Genomic DNA, 17075 nt, shown 5'->3' on the forward strand with positions numbered 1-17075 from the left:
CTGCCATGAAACCACTGCTGATCGAACTCAAGGGCGTGAGCAAGGCCTTCCAGGCCTCGGACGGCACCGCGCGTACCGTGCTCGAAGGCGTCGACTTTCACCTGCGCGAGCGTGAGATCGTCGCCCTGCTGGGCCGTTCCGGTTCGGGCAAGTCGACCCTGCTGCGGATCATCGCCGGCCTGGTCGGCGCCGACCGTGGCACCGTCAAGTACCATGGCCGGCCGATCCACGGGCCGGTGGGCGGCGTGGCCATGGTGTTCCAGACTTTCGCGCTGTTCCCCTGGCTGACCGTGCAACAGAACGTCGAGCTCGGCCTGGAAGCCCAGGGCGTGACCCCGGCCGAGCGCGAGCGTTTGGCCGGCGCGGCGCTGGAGCTGATCGGCCTGTCCGGCTTCGGCGGCGCGCTGCCGCGTGAACTGTCCGGCGGCATGCGCCAGCGCGTGGGCATTGCCCGCGCCCTGGTGATGAACCCCGAAGTGCTGCTGATGGACGAGGCCTTTTCGGCGCTCGACGTGCTCACCGGCGAAACCCTGCGCGACGACATGCTCGAGCTCTGGGAGGAGCACCGCATCACCACCCGCAGCATCCTGGTGGTGTCGCACAACATCGAGGAGACGGTGATGATGGCCGACCGCATCCTGATCCTCTCCAGCGACCCGGGCCGGGTGCGCGCGGAACTGCACATCGACCTGCCACGCCCGCGCAACGCCGATTCTGCCGAGGTCCGCGCGCTGGTCGACGAGGTCTACGCCCTCATGACCCAGAGCCCCGAAGCCCTCGCGGCAGCGGGCGCGCCGCCGGCCGTGGAGCTGGGCTACCGGCTGCCCGACGCCGACATCGCGCGGATGGAGAGCGTGCTCGAACTGATCGCCGGCGAGCCCTTCAATGGCGAGGCCGACCTGCCGCACCTGGCCGAGGAAACCGAACTGCCCGACGAGGTGCTGTTCCCGCTCTACGAGGCCCTCGGCCTGCTCGGTTTCGCCCAGGTGATCGAGGGCGACATCCGCCTCACGCGCCAGGGCCGCCACTACGTCGCCGCCCGCCAGGCGCGGCGCCAGGACCTGTTCGCGCGCCAGTGCAAGGGGCGTGTATCACTGATCAGCTACATCCTCGACAGCCTGCACCTGGAACCTGCCGGCCTGCAGGAAAAGACCGTGCTCGACCGCCTGACCGAATACATGGACGCCGAGGAAGCCGAGCGCGTGCTGAAGGTGGCCATCGAGTGGGGGCGCTATGCCGAGCTCTATGCATACGACTTCCACACCCGCCGCCTGACCCTGGCCCGGGAAATGCCGGTTGAACAGTGATTGCGGTGGCGGTCACTTGCCGCTGGTCACTGCCTGGCTTGAGATCCCGCTCAGGTGTCATAACCTGAAGGCTGCACAGTGCCTCACCTCGCAGCCGCCCCGCGGCTGCCCCACCCATGGGAGAAGACAATGAAGCTCTTTTATACGCCAGGTGCCTGTTCACTCTCGCCACACATCGTACTCAACGAACTGGACCTGCCCTACACCGCCGAAAAAGTCGACCTGAAGACCCACACCACTGCCAGCGGCGCGGACTTCTACTCGGTCAATGCCAAGGGCTATGTGCCGGCCCTGCAACTGGATAACGGCGAAGTCCTTACCGAAGGCCCGGCCATCATCCAGTACCTCGCCGAACAGAAACCCCAGGCCAACCTGCTGCCTGCGGCAGGCTCGCTGGAGCGCGCGCGGGTGCAGGAATGGCTGAACTTCATTGGCACCGAACTGCACAAGACCCTCGGCGCCCTGTTCAACGCCAGCATCAGCGCAGAGGCCAAGAGCAAGACCCTCGACACCTTCGGCAAACGCCTGGGCTTCGTGGAGAAAGCCTTGCAAGGCAAGGATTACCTCACCGGCAAGGCCTTCAGCGTGGCCGATGCCTACCTGTTCACCATCGTCAACTGGGCGCCCATGTTGGGCATCGACCTTTCACCCTGGCCGACCGTGACGCAGTTCCAGCAGCGCGTCGCCAGCCGGCCGGCCGTGCACAAGACCCTGCAGGCTGAAGGCCTGATCTGACGTACACCGTCCCCGTGGGAGATCACCCAGCCCTTTGGGCTGCGGTCGCGCAGAGAACAAAGCCTCAGCAAGCGCCGCTTTACCCTGTGGGAGCGGGCGTGCCCGCGAAGCATGCGACGCGGTACATGGCACCGGCTTCGCCGGTGTTCGCGGGCACGCCCGCTCCCACAAGATCTTCGCTAAATCAAAGCTCCGCCGTCATGAAATGAAAATTCGCTGACGTGCGATGAGAAGTGGCCACCGCCACTGCTGCCTTAGGGCCGCAAGCGGCGCACGCGCAAGCAGCCGACCTTGCGCACGACACTCAGCAGCAAGCGCTGATCGGCAACGCGACCCATCAGGCCCCGGCGGCCAACCCGCTGGTGCCCCGCAGGAAAAGAGCCGCGCCCGGTTCGTTGCAGCCCTGCTGGCCGATGCCCTGGCACCGAGCAACTCACCGCTGACCAACCGGCGGCGCTGCGCAAGCTGGTGGACACCGGCGGCATGAGCCTGGCCAGGGGCATCGGCCAGTTCGGCCACGACCTGCTGCGTAAGTAGACCTGCCAGATTTCCGCGACGAAGGGTAGCAACAGCGCCACCGCTGCGCTGACCAGGTCGAGACAGACCAGCATGGCATTTCTGGGGAAGTGTTCAGCGAACGCGCCGGGACAACAGCTCATCCCCCCTGGGGGATACGGTCAACGCGATTCCATGTTGTTCAGCGCGTTTGATGACTACCCGTTGCATTTGGCTGGATTTCGCCTAATGTAGAGACAGATACATTTTTCGTTGAGATCGCTACATGATTGATTGGTCGCTACTGATCCTTGGGCTACCGACGGCCAACGCCACCGAGCGTATGCGCGCCTGGAGAACCCTCAAGGCCTCTGGCGCAGCTGTGTTGCGGGATGGTGTGTACCTGATGCCTGAACACAACGCGGGCCGCGAAACGTTCGAAGCCGTGGAGCGAGATGTGCTGGCGATCAACGGCACGGCATTTTTGTTGTCGCTGCCTGAACGTGAGGAGCGCTTCAGCGGCTTGTTCGACAGAAGCAATGAGTACGCCAGGCTGATAGATGAAATTGCACGCTGCCAAGCTGACCTGTTGCCGGAGAATGCACTGCAGACAGCCCGGCAAGTGCGCAAGCTCAGGAAGGCCTTCGCCCAGTTGGCAGCGATCGACTTCTTCCCAGGCGTGCTCAAGAACCAAGCCGACTCGGCCCTGCAGGGGCTTGAGACCGCGATTAGCCGTGCACTGTCCTCCGATGAGCCGAGTGCGCACGATGAGGCCATCAACCCGCTGGAGCGCAGCGAATACCAAGGTCGCCGATGGGCAACGCGCAAGCGCCCGTGGGTGGATCGGTTGGCCTGTGCCTGGCTGATCCGTCGCTTCATCGATGCCGACGCCCAATTCATTTGGCTGGACAGCCCCAGCGACTGCCCAAGCGATGCCCTTGGCTTTGATTTTGATGGGGCCAGGTTCAGCCACGTTGGCCAGCGGGTTTCTCTCGAAACCCTCATCGAGAGTTTTGCCGTTCAGCAGCCAGGTCTGACACGCCTGGCAGGCGTCATCCACTACCTGGATGTGGGAGGCAACCAACCTGCCGAGGCACCCGGTATCGAGCGTGTCCTCGCCGGCCTCAGAGAGAGCATCGGCGATGACGATCAACTGACAGCAGTCGCCGGGGGCATCTTCGATGGTCTGCTGACGGCTTTCGCGAGTGAGGAAGCCCAAAATGGCTGACACCCCCTGCGCAGTGAGCGAGCAGCCGCCATCGCAAGCGGCCCAGCATCCGATTGGCCTCCGTGAAGCCTTCCTGTTCTGGCTCAAATTGGGCTTCATCAGCTTTGGCGGGCCCGCCGGGCAGATCTCGATCATGCACCAGGAGCTGGTCGAGCGTCGTCGCTGGATCAGCGAGAAGCGGTTCCTGCACGCGCTCAATTACTGCATGTTGTTGCCAGGCCCTGAGGCTCAGCAGCTAGCCACCTACATCGGCTGGCTCATGCACCGCACGTGGGGCGGGCTGATTGCCGGCGCATTGTTCGTGCTGCCTTCGCTGTTCATCCTGATTGGTTTGTCCTGGGTCTACATCGCCTTTGGCGAGGTACCGATAGTCGCGGGAATCTTCTATGGCATCAAGCCGGCGGTCACGGCCATTGTCGTCCACGCAGCCCATCGGATTGGCTCGCGAGCCTTGAAGAATGGTTGGCTGTGGGCCATGGCTGGTGCTTCGTTCGTGGCCATCTTCGCCCTCAACGTGCCGTTCCCGCTGATCGTGCTGATGGCCGCCACCATCGGCTATGCAGGGGGTCGCTTCGCCCCAGGCAAATTCGTGATCGGTGGCGGTCATGGAGGCGCGAAGAACAGCTATGGCCCTGCCCTGATCGATGACGACACGCCAACACCTGAACATGCCCGTTTCAGCTTGGGGCGTCTGCTACGCCTGCTGCTGATAGGCGCCGCGCTCTGGATCCTGCCCATGGGGCTGTTGACGCTGTCGTTTGGCTGGAACGCAACCCTGACGCAAATGGGCTGGTTCTTCACCAAGGCCGCCCTGATGACATTTGGCGGTGCATACGCTGTGCTGCCCTATGTCTACCAGGGCGCTGTCGGGCACTATGGCTGGCTGTCTCCGACCCAGATGATCGATGGCCTCGCCTTGGGAGAAACCACGCCTGGGCCGCTGATCATGGTGGTGGCCTTTGTCGGCTTCGTCGGTGGCTATATGTATCCAATGTTCGGTGCGCAACACCCGTTCCTTGCTGGCGCCATCGCGGCGAGCCTCGTCACCTGGTTCACCTTCCTGCCTTCGTTCATTTTCATTCTTGCCGGTGGGCCGTTGGTGGAGTCGACTCACAACGAGATGAAATTCACCGCACCGCTGACGGGCATCACCGCCGCTGTGGTGGGGGTGATCCTGAACCTCGCCATGTTCTTCGGCTACCACGTGCTATGGCCAAAGGGTTTCAGTGGGGCGTTTGACTGGCCTTCAGCGGTGATCGCGGTCGCTGCAGCAATTGCCCTGTTCCGCTTCAAGCGGGGTGTGATCCAGGTTCTGTTCGCTTGCGCCCTGGCAGGCCTGGCAGTCCACATGTTGCGTGGTTGATACTGATTGCCGGCCGGCACCATCGGCCGGATTTTCATGACCCATCACCTGCTGGCACCTTGTGTACCCGTAACGGGAAAAGAAGCTCGGATGGAGGTCCGCTTTGGGTCGGAAGCGGTCAGGAGTGACCGGTAGCTTTCGACCCACAGCAGTCGCTGAAATAAACTGATGTCGTGAGTGCTATGCGCACTATGTGGGAGCGGGCGTGCCCGCGAACACCGGCGCAGCCGGTGCCAGTCTCCGTGTTTGATTCTTCGCGGGCACGCCCGCTCCCACAGTGAACCTTCGTGGCGGCCGGGGCTCAGTTGTCCAGAGCTCGCTTGCGACGTCGACAAAGGATTGCCATGACAGATGCCCCCTCCATCCCCCTCCCCACGGTGCGCGTCGAACGTGAACTGAGCCTGCGGGCGGTGCTCACCGGCGCGGGGCTGGGCATCCTGCTCACGCCCTCGAACGTGTATGCGGGGCTGAAGATCGGCTGGTCCTTCAACATGTCGATCATCGCCCTGCTGGTCGGCTTCGCCCTGTGGCAGGGGCTGGCGGGGCGCAGGAACAATCAGCCTGCGTGGACCTTGCACGAAAGCAACATCAACCAGACCGTGGCCTCGGCCGCCGCCTCCATCGTCTCCGGCGGGCTGGTGGCGCCGATCCCCGCCTATACCCTGCTGACCGGTCACCAGCTGGACCCGCTGCCGCTGATGGCCTGGGTGTTCTCGGTGAGTTTTCTGGGCATCTGGATTGCCTGGTACCTGCGCCCTGCCCTGCTCAACGACCATGGCCTGAAATTCCCCGAGGGCATGGCGACCCTGGAAACGCTGCAACAGATCTACAACCACGGGCAGGAAGCCATGGCGCGGATCAAGGTGCTGTGCAGCGCTGCGCTGTTGTCGGGGCTGGTGAAGTGGCTCGACGGCTTCGTCTGGGCGATACCGCGCTGGGCACCTGCGCCTGCGCTCGAGCGCCTGACCTTCACGCTCGACCCGTCGCTGATGCTGGTCGGCTTCGGCAGCATCATCGGCATCCGCGTGGGCCTGACCTTGCTGATCGGCGCCGCACTGGCCTGGGGCGGGCTGGCGCCGTGGCTGATCGAGCATGCCCTGGTGGTACTCGCCCCGAACGCCAGCGGCCCCCAGTTTGCCGCACTGGTGGAATGGCTGTTGTGGCCGGGCGTGAGCCTGATGGTGTGCGCGACCCTGACTTCATTGCTGGTTCGCCTGTTCCAGGTGCCCCGGGGATCGCCCGCCAACCCGCGTGCGCCGCGCGCCAGAGTGCGCATTACCCCTTGGCCTGCGGCGGGCCTGCTGCTGTCCATCGCGCTGATCGTGACCCTGCAAGCGCTGTTGTTCGGCATCGACTGGTGGATGGCGCTGCTGAGCATCCCGTTGGCAGTGTGCCTGGCCGTGGTCGCCGCGCGCGTGGTCGGCGCCACTGGCATCGCGCCGATTGGCGCCATCGGCAAGCTGTCGCAGCTCAGCTTCGGCCTGATCGCCCCGGGCCAGGTGCCGATCAACCTGATGAGCGCCAACACGGCAGGTGGCGCGGCCGGGCAATCCACCGACCTGATGAACGACTTCAAGGTTGGCCTGGCGATCGGCGCAACGGCGCACAAGCAGCTGATTGCGCAGTGCATCGGGATCTTCATCGGCAGCGTGGTCGGGGTGCTGGTGTATCGGGTGCTGATTCCCGACCCGCAGGCCTTGCTGCTCACCGAGCAGTGGCCGGCACCGGCCGTGGCGACCTGGAAAGCGGTGGCGCAGACATTGACCCAGGGGCTGGGGGCGCTGTCGCTGGAGTTGCGTTGGGCGATTGTGCTCGGCAGCGGGGTTGGCGTGCTGCTGGGGGCGCTGGACAGCCTGCTGCCTCAGCGGGCAGCGCGCTGGCTGCCGAGTACCGCGGCGTTGGGGCTGGCGTTCATCCTGCCGGCGTCGATCAGCCTGATGATGGGGCTGGGGGCGGTGGTTACCTGGCTGGTCAGTTGCCGGTGGCCGAGCGTTACCGAGCGGTTTGCGATCACGGCGGCGGCAGGGTTGATTGCCGGGGAAAGCATCATGGGGGTGGCGGCGTCGTTCTGGGAAATGCTGCGAGGGTTGTAGGCCAAAATATGCCTTCGATGTCACTGCACCGGCGATGAGGATTGGTCGCGCGACTATGCACTCAGCGCCCGTTTCAACACTTCGTAGATCCTGGCGTCTTCCGCTTGGGCAACGTTGAACCGCAGGTAATCCCCCGCCGTCATGGACTGGCTGAACGCATTTCCGGGCGCCAGCAATACACCTTCCTTCAGGCAGGCCCGGGCCAGCGTTGCGGCATCCTTGCCTTCAGGCAGCTGGCACCAGACGTACATGCCTGCCTGGGGAATTATCCAGGGTTTGATACCGATGGCCTGAAGCCTTGCGACCGTTCTGTCCATGGCCTCGGCCAACCTGAGGCGAACGCTCTCCACGTGCTTTCGGTAGCCGCTATCGGTAATCGCCTGATGGATGATGCCTGCGGCCAAGCGCCCAGCCCCGAAGGTGGTGGCGATCTTGAGGTCGACCAGGCTCTCGATCCATTCGCCACGGGCGGCGATGTAGCCACAGCGGATGGAAGCGGAGATGGTCTTGGAGAAGCTGCCTATCTGGATGACACGATTGAGGCCATCGAAGGCCGACAGCCGTGGCGCGGGCGTATGCTCGAAATCCGCGAAGATGTCGTCCTCCACGATCACCAGGTTGGAAGTGTCGGCCAGCTTCAGCAGCCGGTGCGCCGTGACCGGAGACAAGGTGGCCCCGGTCGGGTTGTGGATGCCGGAATTGGTCATGTACAACCTGGGCACGTGCTTGAGCAGGGCCGCGCCGAACGCATCGATGTCTGGGCCATTCTGCGTGTAGGGGACGCCTACGATGTTCACCCTGTGTGCTTTGAGCAGCGCGTGAAAGTTGAAATAGCAGGGGTCGTCGACCAGCACGGTGTCCCCCGGCTCCAGGAGAAAGCGGCAAATCAGGTCGATGGCGTGGGTGCCGGAGTCAGTGAGCATGATCTGCTCCAGAGGCACTTCGATGCCGCTCCCCGCCAGGCGCCTGGACAGGAATTGCCTGAGCGGCGGATGCCCCAGCGGTGACGCGTACTCGGTGAGTTGCAGCGTGTCGGAACGGGCCGCTATTCGAAGCGCCTTGCGCACGCCGGCTTCGTGCATCCAGGACGCAGGTAGCCACCCGCACCCCGGTTTCAGCGCTTCGCTGGAGCTTTCAAGCGACTGGCGCGAAATCCACAGCGGGTCGACTTCACGATCGAGCCTGGGGCCGAGTTCGGTCAGTGCCAAGGGCGCCACGGGCCCCGTTACGTAGTAGCCCGAGCCAGGGCGTGAGCTGAGCACACCCTCTGCCATCAACCTCTCGTAGGCCTCGAGGACGGTGGAAACCGAGACTTGCATGGCCTGCGCCATTGCCCGCACCGACGGAATGCGCGCACCTGGCGTATAGGTTCGAGAGGCAATCCTGGACTGGACCTCGCCCATGACTGTCCGGATCAGCGTTGCACTGCGTTTCATCTCACCCTCAACTGTGCTGGATTGATGTGCATAACAGTTCGGTCAAACTGTACTGGATTGTACATGGCCCGGTTGCGCCCGTCAGTGATGTACTGAGCCCGCACTTAAAGAGGACTGGGCAATGGAAAGATCAACAAGCGGGTGGATCAACGGTTTCATAGGCGTCGCCATCTTTGCGGGCTCGCTGCCGGCAACCCGTGTGGCAGTGACGGCCTTCGAACCAACGTTCCTGACCTGTGCCAGGGCAACGATTGCCGCCCTGCTGGGTGCGCTTTTCTTGCTGGTGCTGCGCCAGCCTCGACCTGAACGGCGTGACTTGTGGCCATTGGCTGTAACCGCGCTGGGCGTGGTTATCGGGTTTCCGCTGCTGACGGCCCTGGCCCTGCAGCACGTCACCTCTGCGCACTCCATTGTCTTCGTCGGGCTGCTGCCACTGTGTACCGCAGGGTTTGCCGTGCTGCGGGGCGGCGAGCGGCCCCGGCCACTGTTCTGGTTGTTCTCGTTGATGGGCGCCGGGATCGTCGCGGGCTATGCGTTGATGAATGGCGGTGAGGCCTCGGCGGTGGGCGATCTGCTGATGATGGCAGCGGTAGTCGTCTGTGGCTTGGGTTATGCGGAAGGGGCGCGTCTGTCGCGGACATTGGGGGGCTGGCAAGTGATCAGCTGGGCGTTGCTGGTGGCGTTGCCGCTGATGCTGCTGCTGACCATCACCAATCTTCCGGCGCCAGATGCCTTCGCCAAGGTAAGCGCTCCGGCGTGGTTCAGCCTTGGCTACGTTTCACTGTTCAGCATGCTGATCGGGTTTGTGTTCTGGTACCGAGGGCTGGTCCAGGGTGGCATTGCAGCGGTGGGCCAGTTGCAACTGTTTCAGCCGTTCATGGGGCTTGGGCTGGCAGCGTTGCTGCTGCACGAGCAGGTCAGCTGGATGATGCTGGTGGTGACGCTGGGGGCTGTCATTTGTGTTGCCGGGGCCAAGAAATACGCGCTGTAGAGCAAGAATCGGAACAGGGAATCAAGCGTGGCCCATGCGCGGATGGGGACGCTTGCTCCATTTTCCTGTGCGTGGTGTGCGGGATACTGTGGACGCCGCGATGGGTCGGCAGTGGTCAGTAGTGACCGGCAACTTTCGACCCGTTGCTGCCGGTGAGCCGAACAGCAATCTTTGTGGGAGCGGGCGCGCCCGCGAAGAATCAAACGCGCAGACTGGCACCGGCTGCGCCGGTGTTCGCGGGCACGCCCGCTCCCACAGAGTGCGCGTCGCGCTCACGAAACCCGTTATTTAGCGACTGCCATGGGTCGACAGCGGCCATACGCGAACGGCTGCTATCGACCCGGTCAGAAGCCGTGCTGATCGGTGGTAAGACAGACCCTGTTCGGCCACCATCGATCACTCAGTTCAAGCTGGGACGCACCGCATGTTCACCACTCTCGCCATCGGCAACTACCGCTCGATCAACCATCTGGTATTGCCGCCAGGCTAGCGTATTCGAGCGCAGCGCAAGTGGACATTCTAATCGGGGGCGTCGCAATTGCTGGTTGCTAATGCGCTGCCTAAATCTGGCTTTGCCCTGTGACAACCATGGTCGTTTCTGCCTGCGGCAACGCCAAGGCGGGCAGTACTGAAGGCAAATTCAACTGCCGCAATAGCGGCGTGTCGTAGCCATAAATGTCGGGCTTGAACGTCACCCGCCCCTCGGTGCTCAAGTCGACCGTCCAATAGGCCAACAACACCGGTACCTTGACCGGAAGCTTGATGTTCTGGGTCCTGCCATTGGCCAACTGCTTTTGAATCCCTTCGCTGTTCCAGCGCACCGGGTCGTTGAACAACAACTCGACCAACTGCAGTGGATTCTCCACCCGAATACATCCGGAGCTGGTGGTGCGCACGGGCTTGGCGAACAACTCGCGATGCGGCGTGTCGTGCAGGTAAATGGCATAGTCGTTGGGGAAACGAATGACCACCTGCCCTAACGAGTTGGTAGGGCCGGCGTCCTGGCGCAGCGTGAGGCCGCGCGCGTTGTTCCAGTCGACGTTCGCCGGATCGAGTTCGTTGCCAGCACGATCAAGGACCCTGATCCGGCTGGCCGCAAGGTAACCCGGGTTCTGCTGAATCTTGGGTAGCATATCCTTGGCCAGAATCGTCGGCGGCACCGTCCAGGTGGGGTTGAAGGTGATGTAGGTGATCTCGGACTGAAACACCGGGGTGCTGCGCACAGGCTTGCCGACTTGCACCCGGGAACGCCAGATGGGTTCGCCGTCGCGGTAGAACGCCACTTTGTAGCCGGCGATATCGACAACGACAAATGTGCCATGGAGTTTATAGAGCAGCCAGCGCGCCCGTTCCATGTTCACCCGGACCTGATCAATCCGTGCCTCGACGGGCACATTCAGCGCCGCCAGGGTCGCCGCCCCAGCCACGCCATCCACGCCAAGATACTGATCGGCCTGATACTTCTTCACCGCAGCAATGACTTTATCGTCGTAAGCACTGCGCTTGCCCTTATGCGGCTCCAGATAACCACCGGCCACCAGGCGGGCACGCAACTGTGCGACCACAGCGCCGTCCATCCCCGGCTTGAGTGACTGCCCTTCGGCGACTTTTGGCCAACCACCGGCATCGCGAACCTGACGCAACTGCGCCAATGCCTCACGCATGTGGCTATAAACCGCCTCTTGCGGCGGCGCCTGGGCGAACGCACGCGCCACATCGTGAGCATCCAGGGCAGCAAAGAAACTGTTCACCTCTTCACGGGGATCAACACCGACCGGGTCGAAGTTCCAATGAAAATCCAGCCGCGACGGATTGACCTTGCCGCGCCGCAATTGCAGGAGCGCGGTGATGTAGGTGCGGGTCAGCGCAATATCAAAAGCCGCCGTTTGCGCGGGCGTCGGCGCGGAGGCCTGCAAAAACGATTGAGCCTCGGCCAACTCGTCGCCCCGGAAGTCTGCAGGGTTCAGGCCGTCAGCTTGTATGTCATTCAGGCTCTTGAGCAACTGGGTGATATCGCGCCCGTCTGCCCAGGCAGCGCGATAGTTGCGATGGGAGTAGAAATCGAGAACAACGCGATCAATATCCGCGCGTTGATGCTTGCGAGAGGTAATCAAGGGAGGAAATTGCGATATCAGGGGTTCAAGCGCGGCCTGGATCCCTTGCCCAACGATGTCGTCAGGCGCTGCAGCCGCCGGACTGACTTGCGTAGATACCGGCAACACGATCTGCGACGTTTCACCCAGCGCAGTGCCGCTGATCAGAAAGCCCATAAATAAAGCGCGGCTTATGACGAATACCCTTGATGACTGCACGTTGGATAATCCTTGAATCTCTCGCAAATCAGAAAGCTAGCGTCCAAACCGCTGCTAAACTCGACATCTTCTTGATGAGATTTACATAGGGCGCTACAGAGCTTTGGCTTTCCACTTACAGCGCTACTGTAGACGTCGGCCTTCAAATCCACAGCCTACGCCGATTTGCTTGAAGTTGCTCTGGCCAAAGCCGACATGGCGCTCAAGGCATTCGCCAAACACACGCGCAAGCATCAGCTGGATGAGCCGGGGTACATCCTCGGGCCGTGCCGCTCTAACCGCGCCCCTGCCAGTCAACACGCGCAGGTAACGCCATTGGCCAACACAGCGACATCCGCCCCAACCAACGAAAACCCTTCATCCAGCCAACCGGTAACCCCGCCGATCATTTCCTTGACCGGATAACCCAGCTCAGCCAAACGAACTGCCGCCCGATGTACACCATTGCAATGGGGCCCTGCGCAATAAACAACGAACAGTGTGTGGCGCGGATATTCGGCCATGCGTGCTGCGGTGATCGTGCGGCCCGGAATATTGACCGCACCCGGCACATGCCCCGAGGTAAAGGCCTCGCTGCCTCTCACGTCGACCAGTACATAGTCGACATCGCCCAACTGTTGGCTACGTTGAACATCCGAACAATCCGTCTCGAACGCCAGACGACGGCTGAAATGCAGCAGTGCATCGGCTGGGTTTGCTGCAGGGTAATCGCTCACCAGGCTGGGCATGGGTTTCACTCCTCGGTTGAAAGTGCGCCCATTGTAGAAAGCCGGCCTGTACCGCTACAGTGGCGCACTCGACAGCGAACGGTAGTTTTCCGCCAATGCACCTCAACCCTGGTTTGGTTGCCGTTCTGGCCTATGACGGGCTGTGCACGTTCGAGTTCGGCATTGCCGTCGAGATCTTCGGGCTGCCGCGCCCGGAGTTCGAGTTTGCCTGGTACAGCCACCGCATCGTCGCCGTGGACCCCGCGCCGATGCGTGCAGCAGGTGGCATGCAGGTGGTAGCCGAGTTCGGGCTGGAGTCGCTCGTCGAAGCCCAGACCATCATCATCCCCGGTTGGCGCAGCCGTGATGAACGCCCGCCGCAGGCGCTGCTGGACGCCTTGTACAACGCGCATCAGCGCGGCGCCCGGTTGCTGTCGATCTGTTCGGGCGTTTTCGTACTCGCCGCAGCGGGGCTTCTGGACGGCAAGCGAGCCACCACCCATTGGCGCTACACGGACGAACTCGCGGCTCGCTATCCGCGCATTGAAGTAGACCCCGGCGTGCTTTACGTAGACAGCGGCCAGCTGATTACCTCGGCGGGCAGTGCTGCCGGTATCGACGCCTGCCTGCACCTGGTGAGCCGGGATTTCGGCACGCATGTCGCCAATACCGTTGCGCGTCGCTTGGTAATGGCACCCCAGCGTTCAGGGGGCCAGACGCAGTTCATTCCCGCGCCCGTTGCCCAGAAGCCTCGCGATGACCTGGCAGCGGTACTGGAGTGGGCGACCCTGCATAGTGGTAACCCTCTTACCGTGAAGCAACTGGCAGCCAAGGCATTGATGAGCGAGCGAACCTTCTTGCGACGCTTCAGCGAAGCGACAGGCATGGCGCCGAAAGCCTGGCTGCTTCAGGTTCGCATGAGCCGGGCGCGAGAGTTGCTGGAAAGCAGCCCATTGAGCAACGAGCAAGTCGCCGAACGTTGTGGGTTCGCCTCGGCGGAAAGTTTCAGGGCGGCATTTCGCAAGGCTGTGGGGCTGGCCCCCATGTCGTATCGAGCGCAATTTGGCAGCCCATGTAGGAAACTCCACGCCCTGAGCGAGTCAGTCGCAAAATCATCACCCCGTGAAAGCAGCGGCCCCGTCACGGTAACCGGGCGATCACCTTGATCTCGAAGTCGAAGCCGGACAACCACGTCACGCCGATAGCCGTGGCCGTCGGGTAAGGCGCTTCGCCCCAGAACTCGGCGGCAACTTCCCAGATGGTCTCGAACCTGGAAGCGGGGTCGACCATGAAGATGGTCGTATCGACCACATCGGCGAAGCTGCTGCCCGCCTCGGCCAAGATCGCATTGAGGTTGGCGAAGGCCAGGCGCACCTGCGCCGCGAGGTCGGGCTCGGCCGAGCCATCCTTGCGGCTGCCTACCTGCCCGGATACGAACAGAAAGCCGTTGGAGCGAACCGCCGGCGAGTAGCGGTGCAGCTCATACAAGGCATGGCGGCCAGGGGGGAAAACCACATCACGTTGGCGGGTCATGGCAAATCTCCAGTGGGGCCGGTCGCGGCCCTTCGTTTACGGTGAGGCCACTGTAGAAAACCCGCCCGCCCGGATAAACGCGCAATGCTGGTCATGACTGTTTGTATAATCCAAACAATCCCGACCCGAGCGAGGCCCGACATGGACCGTTTCAGTGCGATGCAGGCCTTTGCCCGCGTGGTGGAAACCGGCAGCTTCACCAAGGCCGCCGACACCCTGAACATGAGCAAGACCAGCGTGACCCAGCTGGTCCAGCAGCTGGAGGCCAGGCTGCGCGTGCGCCTGCTCAACCGCACCACGCGCAAGGTCAACGTCACCGCCGATGGCGCGGCCTACTACGAGCGCGTCATCCGCCTGCTGGCGGACATCGACGACGCCGAGACCAGCCTGTCCAGCGCCGCGACGGCACCGCGCGGGCGCCTTCGGGTCGATGTGCCCAGCCCCCTGGCGCGCCTTCTGCTGATACCCGCCCTGCCCGGCTTCTATGCCCGCTACCCGGACATTCAGCTGACCCTGGGCGTGAGCGATCGCATCGTCGATATCATCGAGGAAAACGTCGACTGCGTGGTGCGTGGTGGCGAGATCACCGACCAGTCGCTGGTGGCGCGGCATGTGGGCGACCTCGAGCTCGGCGTCTATGCCACCCCAGGCTATTTGCAGCGTGCCGGAACGCCGCTGCACCCACGGGAACTGGAAGAAGGCCCGCACCGCACCATCGGCTATCTCTGGTTCCGCACGGGCAAGGCACTGCCGCTGGTGCTGCAACACGGCGAAGACCGTATCGAAGTCCAGGGGCGTTCGGCGCTGACGGTCGACGACGGCAACGCCTACCTCGCCGCCGGCCTTGCCGGGCTGGGTGTGCTCTGGCTACCGCACTACATGGCCAAGCCGCACCTGGCCAGCGGCGAACTCGTGCCGTTGTTCGAAGACTGGCACCTGGCGCCGATGCCGCTGTACCTGGCCTTCCCACCCAATCGCCATGTCAGCGCCAAGCTGCGGATCTTCATCGACTGGGTCATGGAACTGATGGCCGAACACGCCTGACCCGAATGATTCGGCTGCGCCATATGGGTGCAAAAGTGTGATCTCTTTTGCTGAGCCTGCGTCTGAAACGCTACCCCTCGCCGTCGCCTGGGGGAGTGAGGACAGGGCCTTCCATGCAAACGCTGTTGAACGAGATTCTCGACGAAGTGCGCCCCTTGATCGGCAAGGGCAAAGTGGCTGACTACATTCCTGCGCTGGCCGACGTGCCGGCGCAGCAGCTGGGCATCGCCGTGTATGGCAACGATGGCAGTTACCACTGCGCAGGCGACGCCCAGGTACCGTTCTCGGTGCAGAGCATTTCCAAGGTGTTCAGCCTGGTCCAGGCGATCGGCCATTCCGGTGAAGCCATCTGGGAACGGCTTGGCCACGAGCCCTCGGGCCAGCCGTTCAACTCGCTGGTGCAGCTGGAGTTCGAGCGCGGCCGCCCGCGCAATCCCTTCATCAATGCGGGCGCGCTGGTGATCTGCGACATCAACCAGTCGCGCTTCGCCGCCCCCACCTTGTCGATGCGCGATTTCGTGCGACGGCTCTCGGGCAACCCGCACATTGCCATCGATGCCCGCGTCGCGGATTCGGAATACCAGTTCCGCGCGCGCAACGCGGCCATGGCTTACCTGATGCAGTCCTTCGGCAACTTCCACAACGAGGTCGAGACGGTGCTGCGCAGCTACTTCAGTTACTGCGCGCTGCAGATGAGCTGCCTGGACCTGGCCCGGGCCTTCTGCTTCCTGGCCAACGACGGGTTCTGCAAGCACAGCGGCGAGCAGATCCTGAGCCGGCGCCAGACCCAGCAGGTGAACTCGATCATGGCCACCAGCGGCCTGTATGACGAAGCAGGGAACTTCGCCTACCGCGTGGGCCTGCCGGGCAAGAGTGGCGTGGGCGGCGGGATCGTGGCGATCGTGCCGGGGCAATTCACCGTGTGCGTGTGGTCGCCGGAGCTGAACGCGGCGGGCAACTCCTACGCGGGGATGGCGGCGCTCGAGTTGCTGAGTTCGCGCATCGGGTGGTCGGTGTTCTGAGCCGATTGCCGTCAGCCAGACGGTCATGGCGCTTCGCCTCATGGGGGCTATCGTTGCTTGTCTGGGCAACGACTACCGATCGAGGGTAGAGCCATGAACACCAGTGATTTGCTCGAACAGTTACTCCGGGCCGGCCAAGGTTCGCAAGCGCAATCAGGCAGCGGCGGCCTGGCATCGCAAGACGGCCTGGGCGGCTTGCTGGGCGGGCTGCTTGGCGGCGGAAGTTCAGCTGGAGGAAGCAACGGCCTGGGTGGTTTGCTCGGCGGGCTGCTGGGTGGCAGCAGCGCTGGCGGCTCTGCGCAGGGGCGCCCGGCAGGTGGCATCAACTACGCGGCCCTGGCGTCGTTGGGCATGATGGCGTTCCAGGCCTACCAGAGCTGGCAGCGTAGCCAGGCGGCAGCGCCGCAACAGGCGGTGCGCACTGTCGATCAATTGGCCGGGCCCGAGGCGGAAGATCATAGCCACGCGATCCTGCGTGCGCTGATTGCCGCCGCCAAGGCTGATGGCCGCATCGACGAGCAGGAAGAACAGCTGATCTACGCGGAAATCAAACGGCAGACCGACGACCCGCAACTGCAGCAATGGCTGGATGAAGAAGTCAGCAAGCCGCTCGATGCTGCCGAGGTGGCGCGGTCGGCGAAGGACCCGGCCATGGCGGCGGAAATGTACCTGGCCAGCGTGATGCTGGTGGATGACCAGCAGGATGCGGAGCGGGCTTACCTTGATGAGCTGGCCGGTGCATTGCAGATCGACCCGGCGTTGCAGGTGCATCTGGAGCAGCAGGCCAAGGGGGCTGCTTGACGGGCCGA

15 protein-coding genes are annotated in these 17075 nt (G+C 63.2%); 10 read left to right on the forward strand and 5 right to left on the reverse strand.

From position 1 onward, the window contains the following. Window positions 1-5 precede the first annotated feature (5 nt). Window positions 6-1307 (forward strand): nitrate/sulfonate/bicarbonate ABC transporter ATP-binding protein, encoded by a 1302-nt coding sequence (locus tag CAF78_RS12610; RefSeq protein ID WP_085676031.1) that lies wholly within the window; start codon window positions 6-8, stop codon window positions 1305-1307. Between the two features lie 129 nt (window positions 1308-1436). After that, a complete protein-coding gene (gstA, locus tag CAF78_RS12615) occupies window positions 1437-2042 on the forward strand; it encodes a glutathione transferase GstA (RefSeq protein ID WP_085676032.1) in 606 nt (201 codons plus the stop codon). Window positions 2043-2296: 254 nt separating this feature from the next. Here the strand turns inward: gstA and CAF78_RS28475 are convergent, their stop codons facing one another. Beyond that, window positions 2297-2653 (reverse strand): hypothetical protein, encoded by a 357-nt coding sequence (locus CAF78_RS28475; protein ID WP_177408530.1) that lies wholly within the window; start codon window positions 2651-2653, stop codon window positions 2297-2299. A 170-nt stretch (window positions 2654-2823) separates the two neighbouring features. On the opposite strand from CAF78_RS28475, the gene CAF78_RS12625 reads away from it, so the two are divergent. The 3 genes from CAF78_RS12625 to CAF78_RS12635 all read left to right on the forward strand — a co-directional run bounded on the left by CAF78_RS12625 (window position 2824) and on the right by CAF78_RS12635 (window position 7221). Continuing rightward, complete coding sequence (locus CAF78_RS12625) at window positions 2824-3765, forward strand: chromate resistance protein ChrB domain-containing protein (RefSeq protein ID WP_143515045.1); 942 nt, start codon at window positions 2824-2826, stop codon at window positions 3763-3765. Then, window positions 3758-5128, forward strand: coding sequence for a chromate efflux transporter (gene chrA, locus CAF78_RS12630; RefSeq protein WP_085676034.1), 1371 nt, complete (start codon window positions 3758-3760; stop codon window positions 5126-5128). Before CAF78_RS12625 ends, chrA begins: the two co-directional genes overlap by 8 nt. Before the next feature lie 344 nt (window positions 5129-5472). Continuing rightward, window positions 5473-7221, forward strand: a complete 1749-nt coding sequence (locus CAF78_RS12635; protein ID WP_085676035.1) for an OPT family oligopeptide transporter — start codon at window positions 5473-5475, stop codon at window positions 7219-7221. Between the two features lie 53 nt (window positions 7222-7274). Here the strand turns inward: CAF78_RS12635 and CAF78_RS12640 are convergent, their stop codons facing one another. Continuing rightward, window positions 7275-8657 carry a PLP-dependent aminotransferase family protein gene (locus CAF78_RS12640; protein WP_085676036.1) on the reverse strand — a complete coding sequence of 461 codons (1383 nt, stop codon included), beginning with the start codon at window positions 8655-8657 and terminating at the stop codon, window positions 7275-7277. 121 nt (window positions 8658-8778) lie between these two features. On the opposite strand from CAF78_RS12640, the gene CAF78_RS12645 reads away from it, so the two are divergent. Beyond that, window positions 8779-9648 (forward strand): DMT family transporter, encoded by an 870-nt coding sequence (locus CAF78_RS12645; RefSeq protein ID WP_085676037.1) that lies wholly within the window; start codon window positions 8779-8781, stop codon window positions 9646-9648. 560 nt (window positions 9649-10208) lie between these two features. Here CAF78_RS12645 and CAF78_RS12655 read toward each other — a convergent pair. Then, window positions 10209-11918 carry a murein L,D-transpeptidase gene (locus CAF78_RS12655; RefSeq protein ID WP_085676039.1) on the reverse strand — a complete coding sequence of 570 codons (1710 nt, stop codon included), beginning with the start codon at window positions 11916-11918 and terminating at the stop codon, window positions 10209-10211. Window positions 11919-12253: 335 nt separating this feature from the next. Beyond that, the gene (locus CAF78_RS12660) at window positions 12254-12688 is read right to left on the reverse strand and encodes a rhodanese-like domain-containing protein (RefSeq protein WP_085676040.1); all 435 of its coding nucleotides are present in this window, start codon (window positions 12686-12688) and stop codon (window positions 12254-12256) included. A gap of 95 nt (window positions 12689-12783) precedes the next feature. Between CAF78_RS12660 and ftrA the strand changes: the two genes are divergently transcribed. Then, window positions 12784-13833 (forward strand): transcriptional regulator FtrA, encoded by a 1050-nt coding sequence (ftrA, locus tag CAF78_RS12665; RefSeq protein ID WP_256573895.1) that lies wholly within the window; start codon window positions 12784-12786, stop codon window positions 13831-13833. Here the strand turns inward: ftrA and CAF78_RS12670 are convergent. Then, on the reverse strand, window positions 13808-14200 hold the full coding sequence (locus CAF78_RS12670; RefSeq protein ID WP_085676041.1) for a RidA family protein: 393 nt from the start codon (window positions 14198-14200) through the stop codon (window positions 13808-13810). The genes ftrA and CAF78_RS12670 overlap by 26 nt on opposite strands. Before the next feature lie 141 nt (window positions 14201-14341). Between CAF78_RS12670 and CAF78_RS12675 the strand changes: the two genes are divergently transcribed. The 3 genes from CAF78_RS12675 to CAF78_RS12685 all read left to right on the forward strand — a co-directional run bounded on the left by CAF78_RS12675 (window position 14342) and on the right by CAF78_RS12685 (window position 17067). Continuing rightward, window positions 14342-15244, forward strand: a complete 903-nt coding sequence (locus CAF78_RS12675; protein ID WP_085676042.1) for a LysR family transcriptional regulator — start codon at window positions 14342-14344, stop codon at window positions 15242-15244. A gap of 113 nt (window positions 15245-15357) precedes the next feature. Next, on the forward strand, window positions 15358-16266 hold the full coding sequence (glsB, locus tag CAF78_RS12680; RefSeq protein ID WP_085676043.1) for a glutaminase B: 909 nt from the start codon (window positions 15358-15360) through the stop codon (window positions 16264-16266). A 93-nt stretch (window positions 16267-16359) separates the two neighbouring features. Beyond that, window positions 16360-17067: a tellurite resistance TerB family protein gene (locus tag CAF78_RS12685; RefSeq protein WP_085676044.1), complete on the forward strand. Its 708-nt coding sequence runs from the start codon at window positions 16360-16362 to the stop codon at window positions 17065-17067. The last annotated feature ends 8 nt before the right edge of the window (window positions 17068-17075 follow it).

Origin of the sequence: Pseudomonas sp. R28(2017) (assembly GCF_002112505.1) — a bacterium.
Taxonomy (GTDB): Bacteria; Pseudomonadota; Gammaproteobacteria; order Pseudomonadales; family Pseudomonadaceae; genus Aquipseudomonas.

Excerpts from the sequence above, each read along its gene's own strand:
- glsB (WP_085676043.1), top strand. The coding sequence starts at position 15,358 with ATGCAAACGCTGTTGAACGAGATTCTCGACGAAGTGCGCCCCTTGATC.
- CAF78_RS12635 (WP_085676035.1), top strand. The coding sequence starts at position 5,473 with ATGACAGATGCCCCCTCCATCCCCCTCCCCACGGTGCGCGTCGAACGT.
- ftrA (WP_256573895.1), top strand. The coding sequence starts at position 12,784 with ATGCACCTCAACCCTGGTTTGGTTGCCGTTCTGGCCTATGACGGGCTG.
- CAF78_RS12660 (WP_085676040.1), bottom strand. The coding sequence starts at position 12,688 with ATGCCCAGCCTGGTGAGCGATTACCCTGCAGCAAACCCAGCCGATGCA.
- CAF78_RS12685 (WP_085676044.1), top strand. The coding sequence starts at position 16,360 with ATGAACACCAGTGATTTGCTCGAACAGTTACTCCGGGCCGGCCAAGGT.
- chrA (WP_085676034.1), top strand. The coding sequence starts at position 3,758 with ATGGCTGACACCCCCTGCGCAGTGAGCGAGCAGCCGCCATCGCAAGCG.
- gstA (WP_085676032.1), top strand. The coding sequence starts at position 1,437 with ATGAAGCTCTTTTATACGCCAGGTGCCTGTTCACTCTCGCCACACATC.
- CAF78_RS12640 (WP_085676036.1), bottom strand. The coding sequence starts at position 8,657 with ATGAAACGCAGTGCAACGCTGATCCGGACAGTCATGGGCGAGGTCCAG.
- CAF78_RS12610 (WP_085676031.1), top strand. The coding sequence starts at position 6 with ATGAAACCACTGCTGATCGAACTCAAGGGCGTGAGCAAGGCCTTCCAG.
- CAF78_RS28475 (WP_177408530.1), bottom strand. The coding sequence starts at position 2,653 with ATGCTGGTCTGTCTCGACCTGGTCAGCGCAGCGGTGGCGCTGTTGCTA.
- CAF78_RS12670 (WP_085676041.1), bottom strand. The coding sequence starts at position 14,200 with ATGACCCGCCAACGTGATGTGGTTTTCCCCCCTGGCCGCCATGCCTTG.
- CAF78_RS12625 (WP_143515045.1), top strand. The coding sequence starts at position 2,824 with ATGATTGATTGGTCGCTACTGATCCTTGGGCTACCGACGGCCAACGCC.
- CAF78_RS12675 (WP_085676042.1), top strand. The coding sequence starts at position 14,342 with ATGGACCGTTTCAGTGCGATGCAGGCCTTTGCCCGCGTGGTGGAAACC.
- CAF78_RS12645 (WP_085676037.1), top strand. The coding sequence starts at position 8,779 with ATGGAAAGATCAACAAGCGGGTGGATCAACGGTTTCATAGGCGTCGCC.
- CAF78_RS12655 (WP_085676039.1), bottom strand. The coding sequence starts at position 11,918 with ATGGGCTTTCTGATCAGCGGCACTGCGCTGGGTGAAACGTCGCAGATC.